The sequence below is a fragment of the Nocardioides guangzhouensis genome (assembly GCF_004519545.1).
Taxonomy (GTDB): Bacteria; Actinomycetota; Actinomycetes; order Propionibacteriales; family Nocardioidaceae; genus Nocardioides; species Nocardioides guangzhouensis.
Map to the genome: position 1 here is coordinate 31732 of NZ_SDKM01000028.1, position 20694 is coordinate 52425.

At 73.2% G+C, this 20694-nt stretch carries 21 protein-coding genes; 9 read left to right on the forward strand and 12 right to left on the reverse strand.

What is annotated here, in order from left to right; genetic code table 11:
- Positions 1-113: 113 nt before the first annotated feature.
- Both EKO23_RS17580 and EKO23_RS17585 read left to right on the forward strand, forming a co-directional pair.
- On the forward strand, positions 114-1169 hold the full coding sequence (locus tag EKO23_RS17580; RefSeq protein ID WP_167880536.1) for an endonuclease/exonuclease/phosphatase family protein: 1056 nt from the start codon (positions 114-116) through the stop codon (positions 1167-1169).
- A gap of 49 nt (positions 1170-1218) precedes the next feature.
- On the forward strand, positions 1219-1632 hold the full coding sequence (locus EKO23_RS17585; RefSeq protein ID WP_134719433.1) for a VOC family protein: 414 nt from the start codon (positions 1219-1221) through the stop codon (positions 1630-1632).
- A gap of 247 nt (positions 1633-1879) precedes the next feature.
- Here the strand turns inward: EKO23_RS17585 and EKO23_RS17590 are convergent, their stop codons facing one another.
- The 4 genes from EKO23_RS17590 to EKO23_RS17605 all read right to left on the reverse strand — a co-directional run bounded on the left by EKO23_RS17590 (position 1880) and on the right by EKO23_RS17605 (position 8161).
- The gene (locus EKO23_RS17590) at positions 1880-2200 is read right to left on the reverse strand and encodes an AzlD domain-containing protein (RefSeq protein ID WP_134719434.1); all 321 of its coding nucleotides are present in this window, start codon (positions 2198-2200) and stop codon (positions 1880-1882) included.
- Positions 2197-2931, reverse strand: coding sequence for an AzlC family ABC transporter permease (locus EKO23_RS17595; RefSeq protein ID WP_134719435.1), 735 nt, complete (start codon positions 2929-2931; stop codon positions 2197-2199). The genes EKO23_RS17590 and EKO23_RS17595 overlap by 4 nt, the downstream gene beginning before the upstream one ends.
- Positions 2932-3342: 411 nt before the next feature.
- Positions 3343-5247, reverse strand: a complete 1905-nt coding sequence (locus EKO23_RS17600) for a M4 family metallopeptidase (RefSeq protein ID WP_217702679.1) — start codon at positions 5245-5247, stop codon at positions 3343-3345.
- Between the two features lie 202 nt (positions 5248-5449).
- A complete protein-coding gene (locus tag EKO23_RS17605; protein ID WP_134719436.1) occupies positions 5450-8161 on the reverse strand; it encodes a helix-turn-helix transcriptional regulator in 2712 nt (903 codons plus the stop codon).
- Between the two features lie 78 nt (positions 8162-8239).
- Between EKO23_RS17605 and EKO23_RS17610 the strand changes: the two genes are divergently transcribed.
- Positions 8240-9559, forward strand: coding sequence for an ankyrin repeat domain-containing protein (locus EKO23_RS17610; protein WP_246051160.1), 1320 nt, complete (start codon positions 8240-8242; stop codon positions 9557-9559).
- Positions 9560-9621: 62 nt separating this feature from the next.
- The gene (locus EKO23_RS17615; RefSeq protein ID WP_134719438.1) at positions 9622-10110 is read left to right on the forward strand and encodes a cupin domain-containing protein; all 489 of its coding nucleotides are present in this window, start codon (positions 9622-9624) and stop codon (positions 10108-10110) included.
- Here EKO23_RS17615 and EKO23_RS17620 read toward each other — a convergent pair.
- The 5 genes from EKO23_RS17620 to EKO23_RS17640 all read right to left on the reverse strand — a co-directional run bounded on the left by EKO23_RS17620 (position 10098) and on the right by EKO23_RS17640 (position 14771).
- Positions 10098-10553 carry a nuclear transport factor 2 family protein gene (locus EKO23_RS17620; RefSeq protein ID WP_246051161.1) on the reverse strand — a complete coding sequence of 152 codons (456 nt, stop codon included), beginning with the start codon at positions 10551-10553 and terminating at the stop codon, positions 10098-10100. The two genes, EKO23_RS17615 and EKO23_RS17620, sit on opposite strands and share 13 nt — an antisense overlap.
- 32 nt (positions 10554-10585) lie before the next feature.
- Positions 10586-11185 (reverse strand): TIGR03086 family metal-binding protein, encoded by a 600-nt coding sequence (locus EKO23_RS17625; protein WP_134719439.1) that lies wholly within the window; start codon positions 11183-11185, stop codon positions 10586-10588.
- 122 nt (positions 11186-11307) lie between these two features.
- Positions 11308-11727: a hypothetical protein gene (locus EKO23_RS17630; RefSeq protein ID WP_134719440.1), complete on the reverse strand. Its 420-nt coding sequence runs from the start codon at positions 11725-11727 to the stop codon at positions 11308-11310.
- A gap of 230 nt (positions 11728-11957) precedes the next feature.
- Positions 11958-13748 (reverse strand): DEAD/DEAH box helicase, encoded by a 1791-nt coding sequence (locus EKO23_RS17635; protein ID WP_134719441.1) that lies wholly within the window; start codon positions 13746-13748, stop codon positions 11958-11960.
- A 60-nt stretch (positions 13749-13808) separates the two neighbouring features.
- Positions 13809-14771, reverse strand: a complete 963-nt coding sequence (locus tag EKO23_RS17640) for an alpha/beta hydrolase (RefSeq protein WP_167880537.1) — start codon at positions 14769-14771, stop codon at positions 13809-13811.
- 266 nt (positions 14772-15037) lie between these two features.
- On the opposite strand from EKO23_RS17640, the gene EKO23_RS17645 reads away from it, so the two are divergent.
- Positions 15038-15643 (forward strand): YceI family protein, encoded by a 606-nt coding sequence (locus EKO23_RS17645; protein ID WP_134719443.1) that lies wholly within the window; start codon positions 15038-15040, stop codon positions 15641-15643.
- Positions 15644-15793: 150 nt separating this feature from the next.
- Positions 15794-16444 carry a helix-turn-helix transcriptional regulator gene (locus EKO23_RS17650; RefSeq protein WP_134719444.1) on the forward strand — a complete coding sequence of 217 codons (651 nt, stop codon included), beginning with the start codon at positions 15794-15796 and terminating at the stop codon, positions 16442-16444.
- A 130-nt stretch (positions 16445-16574) separates the two neighbouring features.
- On the opposite strand, the gene EKO23_RS17655 is transcribed toward EKO23_RS17650, so the two are convergent.
- Entirely contained in the window at positions 16575-17357 is a 783-nt protein-coding gene (locus EKO23_RS17655) for a PIG-L deacetylase family protein (RefSeq protein WP_134719445.1), read from the reverse strand.
- Between the two features lie 140 nt (positions 17358-17497).
- Here EKO23_RS17655 and EKO23_RS17660 point away from each other — a divergent pair, with 140 nt between their 5' ends.
- The 3 genes from EKO23_RS17660 to EKO23_RS17670 all read left to right on the forward strand — a co-directional run bounded on the left by EKO23_RS17660 (position 17498) and on the right by EKO23_RS17670 (position 19513).
- Positions 17498-18022: a type 1 glutamine amidotransferase domain-containing protein gene (locus EKO23_RS17660; protein WP_134719446.1), complete on the forward strand. Its 525-nt coding sequence runs from the start codon at positions 17498-17500 to the stop codon at positions 18020-18022.
- Positions 18023-18097: 75 nt separating this feature from the next.
- Positions 18098-19015: a GNAT family N-acetyltransferase gene (locus EKO23_RS17665; RefSeq protein WP_134719447.1), complete on the forward strand. Its 918-nt coding sequence runs from the start codon at positions 18098-18100 to the stop codon at positions 19013-19015.
- A gap of 30 nt (positions 19016-19045) precedes the next feature.
- The gene (locus EKO23_RS17670; RefSeq protein ID WP_134719448.1) at positions 19046-19513 is read left to right on the forward strand and encodes a hypothetical protein; all 468 of its coding nucleotides are present in this window, start codon (positions 19046-19048) and stop codon (positions 19511-19513) included.
- Positions 19514-19536: 23 nt separating this feature from the next.
- On the opposite strand, the gene EKO23_RS17675 is transcribed toward EKO23_RS17670, so the two are convergent.
- Positions 19537-20046 carry an SRPBCC family protein gene (locus EKO23_RS17675; protein ID WP_134719449.1) on the reverse strand — a complete coding sequence of 170 codons (510 nt, stop codon included), beginning with the start codon at positions 20044-20046 and terminating at the stop codon, positions 19537-19539.
- Positions 20043-20381 carry an ArsR/SmtB family transcription factor gene (locus EKO23_RS17680; RefSeq protein ID WP_134719450.1) on the reverse strand — a complete coding sequence of 113 codons (339 nt, stop codon included), beginning with the start codon at positions 20379-20381 and terminating at the stop codon, positions 20043-20045. Before EKO23_RS17680 ends, EKO23_RS17675 begins: the two co-directional genes overlap by 4 nt.
- Positions 20382-20694 lie beyond the last annotated feature (313 nt).

The window sequence follows — 20694 nt, forward strand, 5'->3', positions numbered from 1 at the left end:
GCGCCGAGCCACGCAATTACGGCCGCCCGCGGGTGGGGCTCGTCACGCGCGGACGGGCCGGGTCAGGCTTCGTCCTTTGGCGACGTACGTCACGTCGCGGGTATCGTGCTCCGGTGCGCAAACCACCCGAGCTCGTCCTGATGCTCGCGCCTGCGCTGCTCGTGACGGCCGTGGTGGTGGCCTTCGGTTTCGTGGTCGCACCCTCGGACGACAGCGAGACCGCCGCCGGGAACCGCCGCCCGACGACCTCGGCGACGATCTCGACGCACGAACCCGAGCCCACCAGCGGGGCCGCCACGCCGCAGGCCGGCGCGCGCACCGGCAAGCTCACCGGCCCGCGGGTCACGCTCGAGCTCAAGCCGAAGCCGAAGTTCAAGGTCTACGACCCGTACTCCTTCACGATCGCCACCTTCAACGTGCTCGGCCACAGCCACACGAAGCCCGGCGGCAACCGGAAGGGCTACGCGTCGAGCGCCACGCGCATGGGTTGGGCGGTCGGCCTGATCAACGGCCAGAGCGCCGACATCGTCGGGCTCCAGGAGTTCCAGCAGCCGCAGTTCAACAACTTCGTGGGCCGTACCGGTGGCGCCTGGGGCGTGTGGCCGGGGATGGCGGTCGGCAACCTTGGTGTCGAGAACTCGATCGCCTGGCGCAAGGACGTGTTCACGGCGGTCCAGACCCAGACCGTGGGCATCCCGTACTTCGGCGGCCAGGAGCGGCGGATGCCGTACGTCCTGCTCCAGCACAACGCGACCGGGCAGCGCCTGTGGGTGGCCAACTTCCACAACCCGGCCGACACCGCCGACCACGGGCAGAACGGCGGGTCGCGGCGGGCCGCGACCGCCCGGGAGATCGCGCTGGCCAACGAGCTGTCGGCCTCCGGCTACCCGGTCTTCTTCACCGGCGACTTCAACGATCGCGCCGACTACTTCTGCCCGCTGACCGCCAACACCACGCTGAAGGCAGCGAACGGCGGCAGCACCGGCAGCGGCTGCGCCCCGCCGCCGCGCATGCAGGTCGACTGGATCTTCGGCTCCGACGCCGTGTCGTTCAGCGGCTACCGGGTCATCGACGGCGGGCTGGTCAACCGCACCAGCGACCACCCGCTGGTGGCGGCCGAGGTGGCGATCCCGGGCCGCAAGGTCCCGCTCGAGCGCGCCCGGGACTGACCGCCGAAACTCCCGTGACCGGCGCTCCCGGCGCTGTCAGGATCGACCCATGACCGTCTCCCTGCACAACATCACCGTCGACTGCGCGGACGCCCGCTCGCTCGCGTCGTTCTGGTCCGCGCTCACGGGCTGGAACCTCTACTACGACGACGATCCCGAGGTGCTGGTGGCGCCGACGTACCCGCCGCAGTCGTTCCCGACGATGCTGTTCATACCTGTGCCCGAGGGCAAGACCGCGAAGAACCGGATGCACCTCGACCTCCAGCCGACCGACTGCACCCGCGACGAGCAGGTGGAGCGGGCAGTCGCCCTGGGCGCCACCGTGACCGGCGACCACCGCAAGGAGGACGGCTCCGGGTGGGTGACGCTGACCGACCCGGAGGGCAACGAGTTCTGCATCGAGCGGTCCCCTGCCGAGCGCGACGGTGGCGGCGGTCCCCGGCAGATCCGGCTGACCCTCTGACCCCCTCCGTTCAGTTGCGCCTCCCTGTTCGTTGAGTTGCGCCCCGCTCAGCGTTGAGTCGCGCCCCGCTAAGGGTCGAGTCGCGCTTCAATCAGCGTTGAGTTGCGCCCCGCTCAGCGTTGAGTCGCGCATCCCTCAGCGTTGGGTCGCGCCACGCGCGCGCCGCCACTCAACGACCGGCCCGGCGCAACTCAACCACCAGGCGGGCGCAACTCAACGACCAGGCGGGCGCGACTCAACGAGGGGGTCAGAGGCCGAGCAGGCGCAGGCCGGCGGCGGTGCCGGCCGCGGCGACGACCACGACCACGAAGGGGGCACGACGCCAGGCGAGCACCGCACCGACGGCCACCCCGGCGGGACGCGCGGCGTCGGCCAGGTGGGTGCCGTCCATCAGGGCGCTGGTGACCCCGAGCGCGAAGAGCAGCACCGTGGCCGCGATCGTCATCAGCGCCTGCACGCGGAGGCTGGGCGTGAACCAGGTGTGCAGCAGCGGGCCGGCCACTCGGTAGGCGTAGGTGCCGGCACCCAGCACCGCGCCGGCCACGAGGATCTCGGTGGTGCCGATCATGCGTCGGGCTCCGGGCGATCGGGCTCCGGGCGGCCGGGCTCCGGGCGGTCGGGCTCCTTGTGCCCCGGGCGGGCGAGCACCAGGCCGCCGAGCGAGCACAGGACCGCCAGCCCGGCCGGGACGAACGGAGTCACCACCAGCGCGATCGCGGCACCGAGCAGCGCCGGCCGCCGGATGCCGCGGTCGCGGAGGGCGGGCAGCACCAGGGCCAGGAGTACGGCGGGGAGCGCGGCGTCGAGCCCGAACGCGTCGGTGTCCTCGATCGCCGTACCGGCCAGCGCCCCGACCAGCGCGCCGACGTTCCAGCAGACCACCAGCGAGGCACCGCAGGTGAAGAAGACCAGCCGGCGCCGCACCGGGTCGCGCTGCGCGAGCGCGAACGCCACGCACTCGTCGATCATCAGGTAGCTGCCGATCCAGCGGTGGTCCTTGACCGTGTCCGCAAGCGCGAACCCGAACGGCAGGTGCCGGGCGTTGACCAGCAGCCCGGCAAGCACGGCCGCGAACGGGCTGCCGCCGGCGGCGACGAGCGCGGTGAACAGGAACTGGCTAGCGCCGGCGAGCACGACGATCGAGAGGTACGTCGGGGTCCACACGGGCAGGCCCTCGGACGTCGTGATCGCGCCGTACGACACGCCCACGACGCCGACCGCCAGGCACACGAGCGTGATGTCCCGGATCAGCTCGGCGCCCAGGTCCTCGCGCAGCCGCCGCAGCCCGCTCCCCCTCATAGCCGCGATTCAAGCATCAGGCCGCTCCCGCAAGACCGGGCACCTCGACCAACAAGACCAGGCACCTCGGCGGACAACACCGGGCACCTCGGCGGACAAGACCGGGCACCTCGGCGGACAAGACCGGGCACCTCGGCGGACAAGACCGGGCACCTGGGCGGGAATGAGACCGGCCCCGGCAGGTGGTGAGGCCCGCCGGGGCCGGGTTCCGGGAGCGCGGTGCCCGAGCTGCACTCCCGGAGCCGGACGAGCGGAGTCGGCACGTCCGGGTCGGTGGGCCGCCGGCCGTCCCGCGGGGGACGGTCCCGGGGCGGTCCGGGGGCGGGGTGCCCCTGTTGGGGGGTGGGCACCCCGCCCGGTGGCGGCCGGCGCCCCTGGGTGGGCCGGCCGCCCGGAGGTACGACGTGCGGGTCAGGGCACGTCGTACTTGAGGGTGAAGCTGCCGGAACCGGAGTAGGCGTAGACGTCCCAGCGGTAGCTGCCGGCGGTCGCCGAGTAGGTGATGGTCTCGGTCGACGTGGTGCCCTCGCTGGCCGCGACGTCCACCCACGAGGCGCCGTTCCAGCGCTGCAGGTAGAGGTCGAGGTCGACGCCCGTCGGGCCGGAAAGGCAGCCCTTGATGGTGCCGGCCGCGGCCGAGAAGCCCGACGACGACGGCTTGTAGGTCGAGTAGCCGGACATCGCGGACCCGGTCGTGGTCACCTCGGTGCACGACGTACCGCCGCCACCGCCACAGGTCGCCTCACCGGACTGGGCGGGCACGGAGATCGCGTCCCAGGCCGCCTTGACGGTGTTGAACGTGGTGCAGCTCGAGGTGCCGTAGAGGTTGATCGTCGCCTGCAACGTCGCCTTGCGGGCCGCACCGTGCGTCCAGCTCGACGTCTTCAGCAGCATGCCGTTGTAGAAGATCCTGCCGGCGGTCTGGATGCCGAGGCCGGTCACCGTCGAGCCGTTGCAGGTCGGCGAGGCCGGCGAGGAGCTCGACCCCTTGGCCAGCAGGTAGAACCAGTGGTTCAGCGGGCCGGCGGCGGCGTGCACCTCGGTGTTCTTGATCGAGGTCGACCAGCAGTTGGGGTCGCCGAGGGCGCTCGGGTTGTACATGTTGCGGATCGGGCCGGACCCGGTGAGATTGGCCTCCTCGCCGACGAGGTAGTCGGCCGGGTCGTTCGGGTTCGCGGCGTACGCCTCGGTCAGCGCGCCGAAGATGTCGCCGGTCGCCTCGTTCATGCCGCCGGTCTCGTTGTCGCCCGAGGAGCCGCCGGGCGTGGTGTAGAAGATGCCGTGGCCGTTCTCGTGGGCGACGATGTCGATCGCGGTGAGCTGCCGCGCGTTGTCCGAGGAGTGGCCGAAGTTGGTGATCGAGCCGTCCCAGTAGGCGTTGACGTCGTTGAGTCCGACCCGCGCCGGGTAGCCGGTGCCGTTGCCCTTGATGCCGCTGCGTCCCAGCCAGGACGCGAGCATGTCCCACTCCTTGTTCATCGCGTACATCGCGTCGACGCAGCCGGTCTCCAGGCTGGTGCCGGTGCCGTTGCCCCAGACGTCGTCGGCGCCGGTGTACGCCGCGCCGTTCTGGCCGCCGCACTTCTGGCCCGAGCGTGAGGTGTCGGTCATCGACCACGATGTGCCGGAGCCGGAGGTGCCGAACGAGACCGAGCCGTTGTAGTAGCCGGAGCCGGTGCCGGCCACGACCTCGTCCCAGCTGCTCAGCGTCTCACCGGTCTTCGCGTCGGTGTAGACGTGCAGCTTCGACGGGATCCCGCTCTTCTCCCCCGTCACCACGGTCTCGTAGGCCAGCCGCGGGGTCCCCTCGGCGTACACCACGAGCTGCGGCGCGGTCGCGCCCTCGTCCTTCTTCAGCTCGGCACGGGCGTCGCTGCGGGCCGCGGACTTGCTCACCGTGGGCTGGACGGACGCGAGGTCGATGGTCTTCTCCTGCCCTGAGGTGCGGCCGGTGACCTTGCCGTCCTTGTTGACGGCCACCACGAAGTCGCCGCCGGCGACCGGGATGCCCTGGTAGGTGCGCTCGTAGGCGACGTACCAGGTGCCGGCGCTGCCCTGGTGCACACCGGTGCGGACGAACGTGTCGTCCTTGCTCTTCTTGAACATCGAGCCGTGCTCGGCGACGTACTCCTTCGCGGCGGACATCGCGTCCGAGCGGCCCTGCGCGTCCTTCGCCACGGCCGGCGGCGCGGTGCGCTCGGTGCCGGCCTGGGTGTACGACGGGGCCTGGGCGGCGAGAGCCAGGGCGCCGGCGACGGTGGTCGCCATGACGGCACCGATGACCCGGCTCCGTGTCGGTGAGGTGGGGGACTTCACGGTTGCTCCTTCCGGCGCCCGGGGGTTGGCGGGCGGCCGGATCGAGTCAACGGCGCGGGTACGTCGCGGCGTAACGGGGAAAACCCTCGACCTGCGCCACCGTGTGATTGAGGAGGCCGAGGGACGAGGCCGTCTCGAGACCACCGGCTGACTTCGAGACGCTCGCTGGCGCTCGCTCCTCAACCAGCGGTCGGCAGGGCCGTCAGCCGCGCGGCACCATCCGCCGGGCGAGCTGGGTCCGGGACCGCACCTCGAGCTTGCGGTAGATCCGCGTCAGCGTCGCCTCGACCGTCTTCACGGACAGGTAGAGCCGCTCGGCGATCTCCCGGTTGCTGGCGCCGTCGGCGACCTCGCGCGCGACCCGGGCCTCGGTGTCGGTGAGCAGCGCGGCCGGGTCGTCCCCGACAGCAGGCTCGGCGCGGGCCGGCTCGAGGGCGCGCTGGGCCTGGGCAGCCCACGGCTCGGCGTGGATCTCGCGGAACAGCGTGTACGCCGCGAGGTGGGCCTCGCGGGCGGCCGCGACCCGGCGCCGCCGCCGCTCGACGTACCCGCGCCCGAGCAGTGCCCGGCCGAGGTCGACCCGCATCCCGAGCCGCTCGAAGGTGGCCGCTGCCTCGTCGAGCAGCACGTCCGCACGGTCGAGGTCCCCGCGCGCCGTGTGCAGCCCGGCCTCGGCGCGCAGGAGCTGGGCCCGGGTGCCCTCGGCGCCCGGCCGGCCGTCGAGCCGCGCGTGGGCCTCGGCGGCGACGGCGGCGGCCTCGTCGAGGTCGCCGGTGGCGACGAGCGCGGTGACCAGCTCGGCCTGCCAGCGGTTGACGGTCGGGTCGCTGATGCCGTTCTCGCGCTCGATCGCGCGGACCCGCGTGAGCGCGGCCACCGCGTCTCCGGCGGCACCGAGCCGGAGCAGGACCTGGCCCTGCACCAGCAGGTGTCGCTGGAGGTACCGGATGTCGCCGCGCTCGTCGCACACCGCGACGCCCTGCGCGGCCAGGGTCCTGGCCCGCTCGAGGTCGCCGCCGGCCAGCTCGGCCACGGCGCTGATGAACCAGCTCGCCTGCGGGTCGAGGTCGAAGCGCTCGGCGACGCGCGCCGCGCGGGCGGCGTATTCCAGCGCCTCGCGGCAGCGCCCGAGCCGCACCCCGACCTCGACCAGGCAGCGCAGCACGTGCACCGTGTCCTGCCCGGCGCCGGACTCGACCTGGGCGAGCAGCGCGAGGAACCGGCTCCACGCCTCGTCGAGCCGGTCGTCGTACAACGCGAACCGCGCGGCCATGTAGCGCGGGGTCGTGTGCACGAGCCCGGGCGTCGGCGGCTGGGGCAGCGCGACCGCGCGGGCCAGCACCTCGTCGTGGTCGCCGGCGCCGGTCCAGCGCCGGGTCACGGCGAGGAGCGGCAGCGCCATCGCCTCTGCCTCCTCGTCACCGGTACGCCGGATGATCCGGACCGCCTCGACCACGTTGCGCTCGACCTCGAGCGGCCGGGACTCCATGAGGTGCAGCCGCGCCCGCTGGAGGAGCACGTTGGCCACCAGCAGCGGGTCGTCGCCGGCGTCGGCGAGCGCGGCGGTGAGCACCTCGTCGATCGCAGACCGGCCGGTGCCGGCGAGCTCGACCAGCGCGAGCCGGACCCGGACCCGCTGGCCGGGCTCGGCATCCGCGAAGTCGAAGTCGTCCATCGCGCGGTAGACGAGGTCGGCGTGGTTGCCGGGGGCGCCGGCCTCGATCGCGCAGGCCAGCCACTCGGTCCGCTCGGCGTGCAGCTCGGCCGGGCCGTGGTCGGCGGCCAGCAGGAACAGCTCGGCCGCGAGCTCGCGGGCACCGCGGCGCAGCGCGTCCCCGGCGCCGTCGGCCAGCCGCCCGGCGAGCTCGGCGTCGGGACCCGGCGCGGCCAGCGCCTCGTGTCGGAGCCGCTCGTTCGTGGACGGTGCGGCCACGGCCAGCCGCCGGTGCGTGGCCGCGCGCTCGGCCGCGGGCACTGCCTCGGCCGCGACCTGCGCCAGCGCCGCCGGCGTGAACCGCACCGCCTCGTCGTCGACCACCACCAGCCCGGCCCGGGTCGCCTGCCGCAGGTGCGCCTCGGCGTCGTCGAGACCGGCCCGCACGAGCAGCCGGGTGGTGGGCCGCAGCAGCAGGGCGGCGTGCAGCAGGGTCGTGCGTACGTCGTCCGGCTGGGTCGAGAGTCGCTCGCGCAGCATCCGCGCGATGCTCGGCGGCGTGGGACGCGGCCGGCCCTGGACGGACGGGTGCTCACCGAGGGCGCCGGCGAGGGCGAGGGCCAGCGACGGGACGCCGCCGGACTCCGCGGCCACCCGCTGGGCGACCGCGGGGGTGAGGCCGTGCGTGGTCAGCAGCGCCACCAGGTCGGTGGCCGCCAGGGGCCCGACCTCGATGGGGTCGACCCGCGCGAGGCCGGGCATCTCGGGCACCTCGTCGCCGACGGCGGCCACGAAGCCGACCCGGTCGACCAGCCGCCGACCGGCGTAGACCACGGCACGGACGGACGGCTCGTCGACCCAGTGGGCGTCGTCGATGAGCACCAGCACCGGCCCCGCGTCGGCCATCCCCTCGAGCAGGTGCAGCCAGGCGCGGCCGACCCGGTGCCCGGTCTCCTCGTCGGTCGGGGCACCCACCAGGCCCTCGCGCAGCGCGGCGTCCCCGGACGGCAGCGCGGCCACCAGCTCTGCCGGCGCCTGGTCCCAGAAGTCCTGCAGCGCGGCCCAGGCGAGGCCCTGCTCGCTGGCGGCACCGCCGACCCGCAGCACGGTGGTCCCCGCGGACGCGGCGGCGGTCTCGAGCTCGTCGAGGACCGCGCTCCGGCCGGCGCCGGGGGCGCCATGCAGCACAACGGCGCGTCCGGCCGCGAGCGATCGGCGTACGCCGTCGAGCAGCGTTCCGCGACCGACCAGGGACGACATCCCCGGAAGGCTAACGTCCGGGGCGGGCGACTGCCACGACAACCGGTGACGTTGCTCCCGACCCGGCAGACTGGACGCGTGCGAGGGAGCGTGGGCAGGACGGCACGGCGGGCCAGGCTGGGGCGCGGAGCGTCGGTGGTGCTGGCCGGGCTGGCGGTGCTCACGAGCGCGTGCAGCGGCGCGGACGGTGAGGGTGAGACCACCGGCGACGGCCCGACCGTTCGCCCGAGCGCGCCGACCAGCGCCCCCACGACCCCGCCGACGAGGACGTCGACCAGCACGGCTCTGCCCGACGGCGGGCCCCGCCTCGACCGGGCGCTGGTCGACGCGGCCTGGGCGAACGACGTACGACGGGCCCGGCGGCTGATCGACCGCGGCGCGGACGTCAACTGGCGCGACGCGTCGGTGCAGAATGCGTTCCTGATCGCCACCAGCGAAGGGCACCTCCGGCTGCTCGAGCTCACCCTCGACCGCGGCGCGAAGGTCCACCTGCACGACAGCTTCGACGGCACCGGCCTGATCCGGGCCGCCGAGCGCGGGCACTGGGAGGTGGTCGGCCGGCTGCTGCGCACCCCGTTGAGGAAGGACGTCGACCACGTGAACAACCTCGGCTGGACCGCCCTGCACGAGGCGATCGTGCTCGGCCAGGGCACCCCCGACGACGTCACGACGGTGCGGGTGCTCGTCGCCGGTGGGGCGGACCTCGACGTGCCGACGGGCACCGGCACCACCGCGCTGCAGGAGGCGACGGACCGCGGGCAGGACGTTGTGGTCCGGACGCTCCGCCGGGGGCTCGGCGCCGTACCCGACCGCCCGGACGCCGCCCTGCTCCGGGCCGCGGCCCACGGCGACGCCGACGGGGTGGCGGTCGCCCTGCGCGCCGGCGCCGACCTCGAGACGCGGGACGGGAACGGCCGGACGGCACTGCTGCTGGCCTCGGCGGCCGACCACCTCGCGGCCGCGCAGGTGCTGGTCGCGTTGGGCGCCTCGCCCGACGCCGTCGACGACCGCTCCGACACCCCGTGGCTGGTCACCGGCGTGACCGGCTCGGTGCCGATGGCCGAGCTGCTGCTGCGCCACGACCCCGACCTGACCCTGCGCAACCGGTACGGTGGGGTGTCGATCATCCCGGCCAGCGAGCGCGGCCACGTCGACTACGTGCGCCGGGTCTCCCGCACCGGCATCGACGTGAACCACATCAACGACCTCGGCTGGACCGCGCTGCTCGAGGCGGTGATCCTCGGCGACGGGTCCGCGCCGTACCAGCAGATCGTGCGGATCCTCCTGGACGCCGGCGCCGACCCGGGCATCGCCGACCAGGACGGCGTCACCGCCCTCGAGCACGCCCGATCGAAGGGTCAGGCCAGGGTCGCCGCCATCCTCGCCCGCGCCGACTGAGCCGCAGCCGCATCGGCCAGTAACGGTCGACGGCGCGGGCCGGACCGGGGTTGAGTGGGCGCATGAGCTACCCCGACCCGATCTACTTCGGCGAGAACGGCACCACCAGCGCGACCATCCGGCGGGGTGACAGCGCACCGGACCTGGAGTACCGCTCCGGCGGCAGCGTCGACTACCTCGCGACCGGCGCGTCCACTGGCGGCCAGTTCGGGCTCTACCGGTGGAACTTCGGCACCGCCGTCAGCGGCCCGGACCCGCACTTCCACCGCACGATCTCGGAGTCCTTCTTCATCCTCTCCGGCACGGTGCGGCTGCACGACGGCACCGGCTGGACCGACTGCACCGCCGGCGACTTCGCGCACGTGCCGGCCGGCGGCATCCACGGCTTCCGGAACGAGTCCGGCGAGCGCGCGTCGATGCTGCTGATGTTCTCGCCGGGCGCACCGCGCGAGGAGTACTTCGAGACCCTCAAGAAGCTCGGCGAGGGGCTGACGATGACCGACGAGGAGAAGGACGCGTTCTACCTCGCGCACGACAACTACTGGCTCTGAGCCACGTCTCGTTCGTCGTCCCAGGCCGCCGCGCTGATCCGCCATCCGGCGGAGGTCCGGACGAGCTGCAGGGACTTGGCCCCGCGGCCGGTGAACGGCTCCCCGTCCAGCACGCCCTGCTTGGCGTAGCTGCCGAACCAGTGGGCGACGTCGCCGAACAGGTCGATGCGGCCGCCCTCCTCCCACTCCCGGAAGTCGACCAGGGTGCCGCCGGACAGCAGCGCCTCGCGAGGGGCGATGAACTCCTCCACGCCGTACGCCGCGGGCTCCGGGCCACACGCGCTGGTGATCACCGCCCGGGGCAGGAACAGCGACCTGAGCGTGTCGAGCCGGGCGGAGCTGTCGGGTCCGGAGGTGAAGGCGGCGAAGAAGGCACGGACGACGCTCTCGACCGCTTCCCGGTCTGCGGCGGTGCCGCGGCTCGCGTGCACGTCGTCGACCACGGCCCCACCGTAGCTGCGTCGCCGGTCGACCGTCAGGCCCGGCGCCCCAGGTAGCCCAGCAGCCGGGTCAGGTCGTCGGCCCCGTCCGGCACCGGCACCACCGGTCCGAAGGCGGTGCCCCGCATCTCCTCGGTCCCGGGCTGGGAGAACGGTTCGGCGAACGCCAGGCAGGCGAGCAGGTCGGCGTCGTGCGCGTCGAAGTCCTGGCCGGTGGCGCGGGCCAGGTCCCAGCCGTGCACGACGACCTCGTTGAGCGCCACCTGCGCCATCACCGGCGCCGGCATGGTCACGCCGCCGGCCGTGGCCTCGCCGTCGTACGCCGCGGGGTCGGTCCAGGCGTCCGCCAGTGCGGCCAGGTCGCCGGTCACCCGGTCGCGCCAGCCGTCCTCGAGTCGGGAGGCATCCCCTGAGCCGCCGTTCTCGGAGCCGGGCAGCACCTGCTTGCGCGCCGCGGCGGTGAACGCCAGCGCGAGCCCGCCGATGTGGTCGGCGAGGTCGCCCACCGTGTAGTCCGGGCACGGGGTCGGGTCGGTCAGCTGGTCGTCCCGGACGCCGGCCACCAGCCGGGTCATCGTGCGGGTCGCGGGCCTGAAGTCATGGGCGGGGTCGTGGGCGGGGTCCTTGGTGTCCATGCGTGGTCCGACCCGCGTCGTCCACAGAACTCATCGCACCCCCACGCCGACCCGGCACATCTTGTGCCGACTCACCGGGCCAGACCGACGCCGACCCGGCACATCTTGTGCCGGGTCAGCGGTCAGACGGTCGGGGATCCGGTGGGGAACTGCTCGAGGTAGGCATCCACCCACCGCGGGCACAGCCACTTGATCGACTTGTCCGCGATGTACGTCATGTCGTGGGAGTACGTCGCGAGCTCGTCCGGGTCCGTCGGCCCGTGCGCCCCGATGTCGGCCGCGAGCGCCCGGACGTCACCGTCGGAGCGGTCGAGCTCGACGCACAGGGAGTTGCCGGTCGCCAGCAGCTGCTGGTCGCTCTGCGGCTGCTCCAGGTGCGGCCGGACCTGGCGCAGGTACTCCTCGGGGTCCGGCCGGAGCGCGGCCTGGAGCGCGGCCGTCGCCTCGCGGTAGTCCCGGGCCTGGTGCCAGGCGCCGAGCCCCACGGTGAGCCCGAGCACGACGAGGACGGCGCCCACCACCGCCCACAGGGTCCGCACCATGGTCGTCTCCTCCCCCGGACCTCGCAGCGTAGGTCGGGGGCACCGGCGTGGCGGAAGGGCAGGGGCCGGACTCTGGGGTGGTTGCTCGGGGCGGGACTGACCCGACGACACCCCGACGGGCCCCGGGGTCGGGGCGCGTCGGCCGCAGCCGGTCCGCTGGTTTCGAGACGGTCGCAGAGCGACCTCCTCAACCAGCGGGGGCAGGCGTCCTCAACCAGCGGGGCGGTAGGTCAGGGGCGCTTGTGGCGCGGCTTCTTGCGCGGCCGGTCGTCGTACCCGCGGTCGGTGCCGCGGTCATGGCGCGGGCGGTGCTCGGCCTCGGTCGCGGCGGCCGGCCGGAGCTCGATCAGCTTGCCGCTGATCCGGGTGCCCCGGAGCGCGTCCTCGGTGCCCGAGGGCAGCTCGCGCGGCAGCTCCACGATCGAGTGGTCGCCGCGGATGTCGATCCGGCCGAAGTCGGAGCGGCCGAGGCCACCCTCGTTGGCGAGCGCGCCGACGATCTGGCGCGGCTCCACCTTGTGCCGCTTGCCGACGGAGATCCGGTACGGCGCGAGCGGGCCGCCGCTGCCACCGCGCTGCGGACGGTCCCGGCGCGGACCCCGGTCGCCCCGCTCGCCACGCTCCGGGCGGTCGCCGCGGCGCTCGCGGGCCGGCGGCGCCGGCTCGTCCTCGAGCAGCAGCGGCTCGTCGCCCTGGAGGACGACGGCCAGCGCCGCGGCCACGTCCACCTCGGGCACGTTGTGCTCGCGGACGTAGTGGGAGACGACGTCGCGGAAGAACGAGACCCGCTCGGTGGCCAGCGCCTCGGTGATCGCGTCGTCGAAGCGGGCCAGCCGGGTGACGTTGATGTCCTCCACGGTGGGCAGCTGCATCGGGGTGAGCGGTTGCCGGGTGGCCTTCTCGATGGCCTTGAGCAGGTAGCGCTCGCGCGGGGTGACGAACGAGATCGCGTCGCCGCTGCGCCCGGCCCGACCGGTGCGGCCGATGCGGTGCACGTAGGACTCGGTGTCGGTGGGGATGTCGTAGTTGACGACGTGGCTGATCCGCTCCACGTCGAGGCCGCGGGCGGCGACGTCGGTGGCGACGAGGATGTCGAGCTTCGCGGCCTTGAGCTGGTTGACGGTCCGCTCGCGCTGGGCCTGGGCGACGTCGCCGTTGATCGCAGCGGCGGAGAACCCGCGGGCGCGGAGCTTCTCGGCGAGCGTCTCGGTCTCGTTCTTGGTGCGGACGAAGACGATCATCCCCTCGAAGTTCTCGACCTCGAGGATCCGGGTGAGCGCGTCGACCTTCTGGGGGTAGGACACCATCAGGTACCGCTGGGCGATGTTGGCCGCGGTCGTGGTCCGGTTCTTCACCGTGATCTCGACCGGGTCGGTCAGGTGCTTCTTCGAGATCCGCCGGATCTGCGCCGGCATGGTCGCGGAGAACAGCGCGACCTGCTTGTCGTCCGGGGTGTCGGCCAGGATCGTCTCGACGTCCTCGGCGAAGCCCATCTTGAGCATCTCGTCGGCCTCGTCGAGGACCAGGAACCGCAGCTCCGACAGGTCGAGGGTGCCCTTCTCCAGATGGTCCATGATCCGGCCCGGCGTGCCCACCACGATGTGCACGCCGCGGCGCAGCGCGCTGAGCTGCACGCCGTACCCCTGTCCGCCGTAGACGGGCAGCACGTGCACACCCCTGAGGCGCGCGGCGTACTTCTCGAACGCCTCGGAGACCTGGAGCGCGAGCTCGCGGGTCGGGGTGAGCACCAGGGCCTGCGGCGTGGCCTGCGCGAGGTCGAGCCGGGAGAGCAGCGGCAGAGCGAACGCCGCCGTCTTGCCGGTGCCGGTCTGCGCGAGTCCGACCACGTGCCGGCCGTCGAGCAGCGGTGGGATGGTCGCGGCCTGGATGGGGGACGGGGTCTCGTACCCGACGGCACGGAGCGCGTCGAGCACGCCCTGGTCGAGGCCGAGGTCGGCGAAGGTGGGGCCGGGATCGTCGTGCTGGTCGTCGTCGAGCCGGTCGGGGGAAGGGTCACTCACCGGTCAAGGGTAGGCCCGCAGAGCTGTCCCGCCCGAATCGTTCGCCGATGGCCGGACGGCTCAGGAGACCGCCCGGAGCCGGCGTACGCCGACGGTGCTGCCGACGAACGTGGCCACCTGGTCGAGCGCGGCCGCGCTCTCCGGCAGGAAGTTCCCGAGCACCGGGAACGCGTGCACCTGGCCCTGCCAGAGGTGCAGGGTCACCGCGACGCCGGCTGACAGCAGCCGCTCGGTCATGAGCTCGGCGTCGTGGCGCAGCACCTCGTCGTGGCCGCAGATCATCAGCACCGGCGGCAGCCCGGCAAGGTCGCGGTTGACCGGCGAGTGCTCCGGGTCCAGCACCGGCACGCCGGTGACCAGCCGGGCCACCCGGTCCAGGCGGAAGGTCGGGATGAAGTCGTCGCGCCACGCGTTGCGGTGCCGGCGGCGGGCGGCGTTGTCGAAGTCGAGCCAGGGCGAGAGCCCGACGATGCCGGCCAGGTCGACCCCCTGCGCGGTCGCCTCCAGGCCCACCGCGAAGGCCAGGTGGCCACCCGCGGAGTCACCGGCGAGCACGATGCCCGCGGGGTCGACGCCCTGCTCCAGCAGCCAGTTCAGGGCACCGACGCAGTCGGACACGCTGGTCTCGACGCGGTGCCCCGGCAGCTGGCGGTATGCCACCGACAGGACCGGCAGCCCGGTCCGCTCGGCCAGCCGCTCGACGATCCGGCGGTGGGTGGCCAGCCCGCAGAAGACGAACGCGCCCCCGTGGAAGTAGACGATCGCGCCCGGCGCGTCCACCAGCTCCTGGTCGGCGAGGTCGCGGCGAGTGACCAGCTCTGCGGTCCAGCCGTCGCCCTCGACGTGGTGGTACGTCGTGCTGGGCAGGCGGGGCAGCAGGCCGGCGGTGACATCGACCGCGGCCTTGAGCGGCGACATCGGCCCGCGCACCGGGAAGAACCCGAGAACCGGCCGGACGGTGGCCCGGCTCAGGCCACGGACGGCCACCGACCGACAGCTGCGGCGCGGGTGGATCTCGATCACGCGGTCCTCCTCGTGGCCGGCCCGGGCCCGGCGGCTCGGCCGGACACTAGCCCGGCATGTGGTCCAGGTCACGGACATCGGAACGGTTGCGCAGTGAAAGTTCCGCCGAGAATCTCCTGCCCTGCTTGGCGATCCTCCCGTGCCCGATCGCGGCTTGTGGCATGCATCACAGAAAGTTGCAGGTTGAAAGTGGGAATGAACCGACCTAGGATCATGGTTGAAAGTTCAACAAGGCAGCACCAAGACACCCAGGAAAGGCAGCTTTGATGAGCATCTTCACCCGCAACCGCCCCGCCACCGAGGACACCGTCTTCGACGCCGCCACCACCGCCGTCGACGACATCTCGGGTGACTACACCCTCGACACCAGCCACACCCGACTGGGCTTCTCGGCGCGGCACGCGATGGTGACCACCGTTCGCGGCTCGTTCCCCTCCTTCGAGGGCACCGCGAAGATCGACACCGCCAACCCGGCGGCGTCCTCCGTCTCCCTCGCGATCGACGTCGCCGGCATCGAGACCGGCAACGCGGACCGCGACGGCCACCTGCGCTCCGGCGACTTCTTCGACGCCGAGCAGTTCCCGACCATCACCTTCACCTCCACCGAGGTGGTCCGTGAGGACGAGAACACCTGGCAGATCACCGGCGACCTGACCATCAAGGGCGTCACCAAGCCGGTCACGATCGAGTTCGAGTCCACCGGCTCGGCCCGCGACCCGTTCGGCAACCTGCGCGTCGGCTTCGAGGGCGCGACCAGCATCAACCGCAAGGACTGGGGCCTGACCTGGAACGCCGCGCTCGAGACCGGCGGCGTGCTCGTCTCCGAGAAGATCAAGCTCGAGTTCGACGTCTCGGCGATCCAGAACGCCTGACCTCACCTCACGCACGGAGCCGCCCGGCTCCTGCCACTGCTACGACGCCCGCCGGGGATGCGCACCCCCGGCGGGCGTCGTCGTACGTCGGCGCAGAAAGGCGCCAGGGGAACCGGTCCGGACCAGCCGCGAACGGCGTACGGTGGCGACATGGCCATCCGTCTCGCCCTCGTCAACGACTACGAGGTGGTGGTGCGGGGGCTGGCCGACATGCTGCGCTCCTACACCGACGCCTTCGACGTCGTGGAGCTCGACGCCGCGCTCCCGGTGCAGCAACCGGTCGACATCGCGCTCTACGACACGTTCGCGCAGCCCCAGGGCGACGGAGACCGGGTCAAGGAGCTGCTCGCCAACCCGCGGGTCCGCCACCTGGTGGTGTACTCGTGGAACCTCCAGGAGCTGCTCACGACCGCGACGATGCAGCGCGGGGTGGCCGGCTACCTCTCCAAGTCGCTGACCGCGGCCGAGCTCACCTCGGCCCTCGAGGCGGTGGCGCGCGGGGAGACCGTGATCTCGCCCGATCCCGGCCGCAGCGCCGTGATCGGCGGCGACTGGCCGGGCCGCGAGGAGGGGCTCACGGCGCGCGAGGCGGAGGTGCTCGCGCTGATCACGCAGGGCATGAGCAACGCCGACATCGCGCTGCGGACGTCGCTCTCGATCAACTCGATCAAGTCCTACATCCGGTCCTGCTACCGCAAGATCGGCGCGGTCAGCAGGTCGCAGGCGGTGCTCTGGGGCGCCACGCACGGCTTCCTGCCGGACCGGGTGCGGGTCTCCGAGCCGGACATCTCGGGCAGCTGAGCTCGGCTCGCTGCGCGCACCCGGGCGAGGAGACCCGCACTCCCCCGAGCGGGGGCTGGGCGGCACCGAGCAGGCGGCGCCACCCAGCCCCGGACGAATCTAGGGGGCGCGGAGGGGGCGCGTAACACCCCTAGGGGTGAAGTTGCTCGCCCTCCACGATGAGCTGGGTCACATGGTGCTGGAGCAGGTCCGCCGGGACCAGCGGCGCCCAGCCCGGGAGCCAGGGCTCGACCTGGCTGAGGTACTCCCCCAGCGCTCGGCGCCACCGGGCCCCGGCCTCGGCGTCCGTGTCGACCGGCACCAGGGCCTGGCCAGTGGCGCCGACCTCGTGCGGAGTCCGGAGGTACGGCGCCCACACGGGATACTCGACCACGCGCACTCCGGCGACCGCCGCCGCCTCGACCGCGGCCGCGCCGAGCGCGCGGTGGTCGCGGTCCGGGTCGTGCCGCCACGGCACGAGGAGCACGTCGCCGGGCTGCGCGAGACGGACCAGCAGTCGCGCCACCTCGGCCTGGTGCCGGTCCAGCTGCCCGTCCGGCCAGCGCTGGGTCTCGAGGGCCTCGGCCCCCAGCGCGCTGACGGCGGAGCGCCACTCGGCCACCCGCCGTACGCCGATGTCGACGGCGTCGACGCCCTCCCCGGCCAGGCAGCGCTCGCCCGCCGTCATGGTCACCGCGACCGCCGGGCCGGGGAAGCCTGCCACCAGACGGCCGGCGCCGATCGTCTCGTCGTCGGGGTGCGCGGACACCACGAGCACCCGGTCGGCACCCGCGAGCGGGTCGGGTCGCGACTCCATGCGGGCCAGGCGGTCCTGCCAGGCGCGCAGCGGCACCGCGGTCGGGCGTGGGTCGAGGACCCGCGCATGGAGGCCCTCGGGCACGTGCTCCCGGGGGCCGGTGATCAGGTCGGTCATGCGTGCTCCCGTCGCATGGGTCGTCGTCACGACGGCGCCTGCTTCCACCGCTACCTCGGGACCCTAGTCGCGGCACATTGCCCCGCAAACCATCCCGAGGGGTGGGTTTACCGATGGCCCGTGTGGCCTACGGACAGGGCATGAGCAAGCACATCGCATTCCTGACCGCCACCGAGGGCATCGAGCGCGTGGAGCTCACCGAGCCGTGGGCGGCCGTCACCGACGCGGGCCACCGGGCCTCGCTGCTGTCGACCGAGTCCGGCGAGGTGCAGACCTTCGACCACCTCGACCGGGCCGAGACCCGGCCCGTCGACACCGAGGTCGGCAAGGCGTCCGTGGAGGACTACGACGCGCTGGTCCTGCCCGGCGGCGTCGCCAACCCCGACGCGCTCCGGCTGGACGAGGACGCGGTCGCCTTCGTCCGCGAGTTCGTCGCCTCCGGCAAGCCGGTCGCGGCGATCTGCCACGCGCCGTGGACGCTGGTCGAGGCCGACGTCCTGCGCGGCCGACGGCTCACCTCGTGGCCGAGCCTGCAGACCGACATCCGCAACGCGGGCGGCGAGTGGACCGACGAGACGGTGGTGGTCGACGGGAACCTCATCACCAGCCGCAACCCGGGAGACCTCCCGGCGTTCAACGGCACGCTGCTCGACGCGCTTTCCTGACGTCCGCGCGACGGGCAGGGGGCCGGGACCCGGAAACCGGCTGCGGTGAACCGGGGCAACCGGTTCAATGCGGACATGGTCCAGCACCCCGATCTCACCGACGGCCTGCCCGAGGGGCTCCTCGCCCGTCCGCTCACGCTCGACGACGCCCAGGCGGTGACCGACGTGATGGCCGCCGAGGAGATGGCGGTCCTCGGCGAGGTGGTCATCGAGTACGCCGACATCGTCGGCGACTGGCAACGACCCAGCTTCGACATCACGGCCTCCACGATCGGCGTCTTCGCCGGCGACGCCCTGGTCGGGTACGCCGAGCGGTCCGGGCACACCCGAGGCGACGCCGCGGTGCACCCGGACCACCAGGGCCGGGGCATCGGCACCTGGCTGGCCGGCTGGCTGCAGGAGACCGCGCGGGCCGCCGGTGACGACGTGATCGGGATGCCCAAGCCCGAGGGCTCCCCCGGCGACCGGCTCCTGGAGTCGCTCGGCTTCCGGGTGCGCTGGAACTCCTGGGTGCTGCAGCTGCCCGAGGGTGCGGCGATCCCGTCCCGGCCGCTGCCCCCGGGGTACGCCGTACGCACGGCCACCCCGGACGAGCACGAGGCGGTGTGGACCGTGGTCGAGGACGCCTTCCTCGAGTGGTCGGTCCGGCCGCGGCAGACCTTCGAGGACTTCGCGGCGAGCGTGTTCCGCCGGCCGGGGTTCGAGCCGTGGAACCTCCGCGTCGCCACCGACCCCGAGGGCGCGGTGGTCGGGGTGTCGATCGTGGTGCTGGCCTCGGGCTGCGCCTACGTCGACAAGCTCGCCGTACGCCGCGACCAGCGGAAGCAGGGCCTGGCCACCGCGCTGCTGGCCGACTCGTTCGCGATCTCCCGCGAGCACGGCGCCACGCGCTCGGAGCTGAGCACGGACTCGCGGACCGGGGCGCTGGGGCTCTACGCGGGGGTCGGCATGCAGGTGACGTCGAACTGGGTCAACCGCGCGATCGACGTCTGACGGCGGCGGTCGTGGTGACATCCTGTGTCCATGGCTGAACAGCCGCGGCAGGAGGGGGCCCTGCTCCGCTTCCAGGCCATGCCGTGGGTGGCTTCGGGGCGAGCGCTCCTCGCTTCCATGGTGGTGCTGCTGGTCTGCGACGTGATCGGCGGCTTCATCGGCGTCGCCACGGGGGCCGAGACGTGGGGCGGGGCGTGGGGCTTCGACACCGAGTCCACGGTGCCGCTGCCGGTCGGGGCAGTGCAGCTCGTCCTGGCCTGGCTGGCAGCACGCAACGTGCGACCTCCGGTCGGGCGGATCGCAGCCGTGGTCCTCAGCGCGTTCTGCCTGCTGAGCGTGCTGGCCGGCTTGTTCGACGGTGACCTCATCGGCACCGTCGCGTCGGACGGGTTCCTCTCGTGGCGAGTCCTCTGGGCAGTCGTCGTCCTGCTGCCGGTCACCGCCGCCGTCGGGCTGCTCGCCGCGACTCGGGCGCGGCAGCTGCGCCGGCGTCCCTGATGGCCCGGTGTCGTGGCTCCGGCTCAGTCGCCGAGGGCGGCGACCCGCGCAACCATCCGCTCGCGCGCCGCCCCGAAGGCAGCTGCCCAGTCCCCAGGCTTCCCACCGGCCAGGTGCGCGTGCAGGTGCCCGACGTGCGCCGTCCAGCCGGCGGCGTACCCGGCGGCCTTGTCGCGCGGGAGCAGCCGGTGGGTGAGGACCAGCGTGCTGCGGGCCGGACCGTCCGCGCGGACCTCGACGTCGACCTCGCTGCCGCCCTGCGCCATCGGCCAGGCCACCGTGAACGACCGGCCGGCGTCGCAGGCCAGCACCCGCAAGCCGGGCACGTCGCCGTCGTCGAAGTGGACGACGACCTCGCCACCCACCACCGGGTCGCCCTCGACCGGGGCGAACCAGCGGGCAAGTCGGCCGGGGTCGGTGACCGCCTCCCACAGGTCGGCGGCGTCGGTGTCCCAGGTCTGCTCGAACCGGACCACCGCCTGCCCGTCGACCAGCGCGAGGTCGGGCTCCAGGTCCTGCCGGAATGTGTTCATCGGGGCCTCTCCTCCGTCGTTCGTCGTGCCCGCCGTCCGCGGGCCAGCTCGGTGCCGAGCGCGTAAAGGCGTCCGCCCCAGAACGCGGTGACCTCGTCCAGCCAGGTGCGCACCTCGTCCAGCCCGTCCGGGGCCAGGGCGTAGACCCGTCGCTGCGCGTCAGCGCGCACGACGACCACGCCGGCCTCCCGCAGCACGCGGAGGTGCCGCGAGACGGCCGGGCGGCTGATCGCGAAGTCCGCCGCGACCTCACCGGCCGTGAGCTCCCCGGCCGCCAGGCGCCGCACGATCTGTCGGCGGACCGGGTCGGCGAGGCAGTCCCAGGTGCTGGTCACCCGGTGAATGTAACGGGCGACTTACGTAACTGTCTAGTTACGGACTGGCTGGCGCTGCGGATCTCGGCTCCGCGACTGTCATGGCGCTGCAATTGCAGCCGTACGACACCACGGGCGCCGCCCTGGGATGTCACAAGCCCGCATTTGCAGCCGCGTGACTGAATTCCGGGGCCAACCCCTGTCATGCGGCTGCAATTGCAGCCGTACGACGGATCGCCAGCCGTTCCCCATGTCATGCGGCCGCAATTGCGGCCGTACGACGGATCGCCGAGCGGCCTCCCCATGTCATGCGGCTGCGATTGCGGGGTTACGG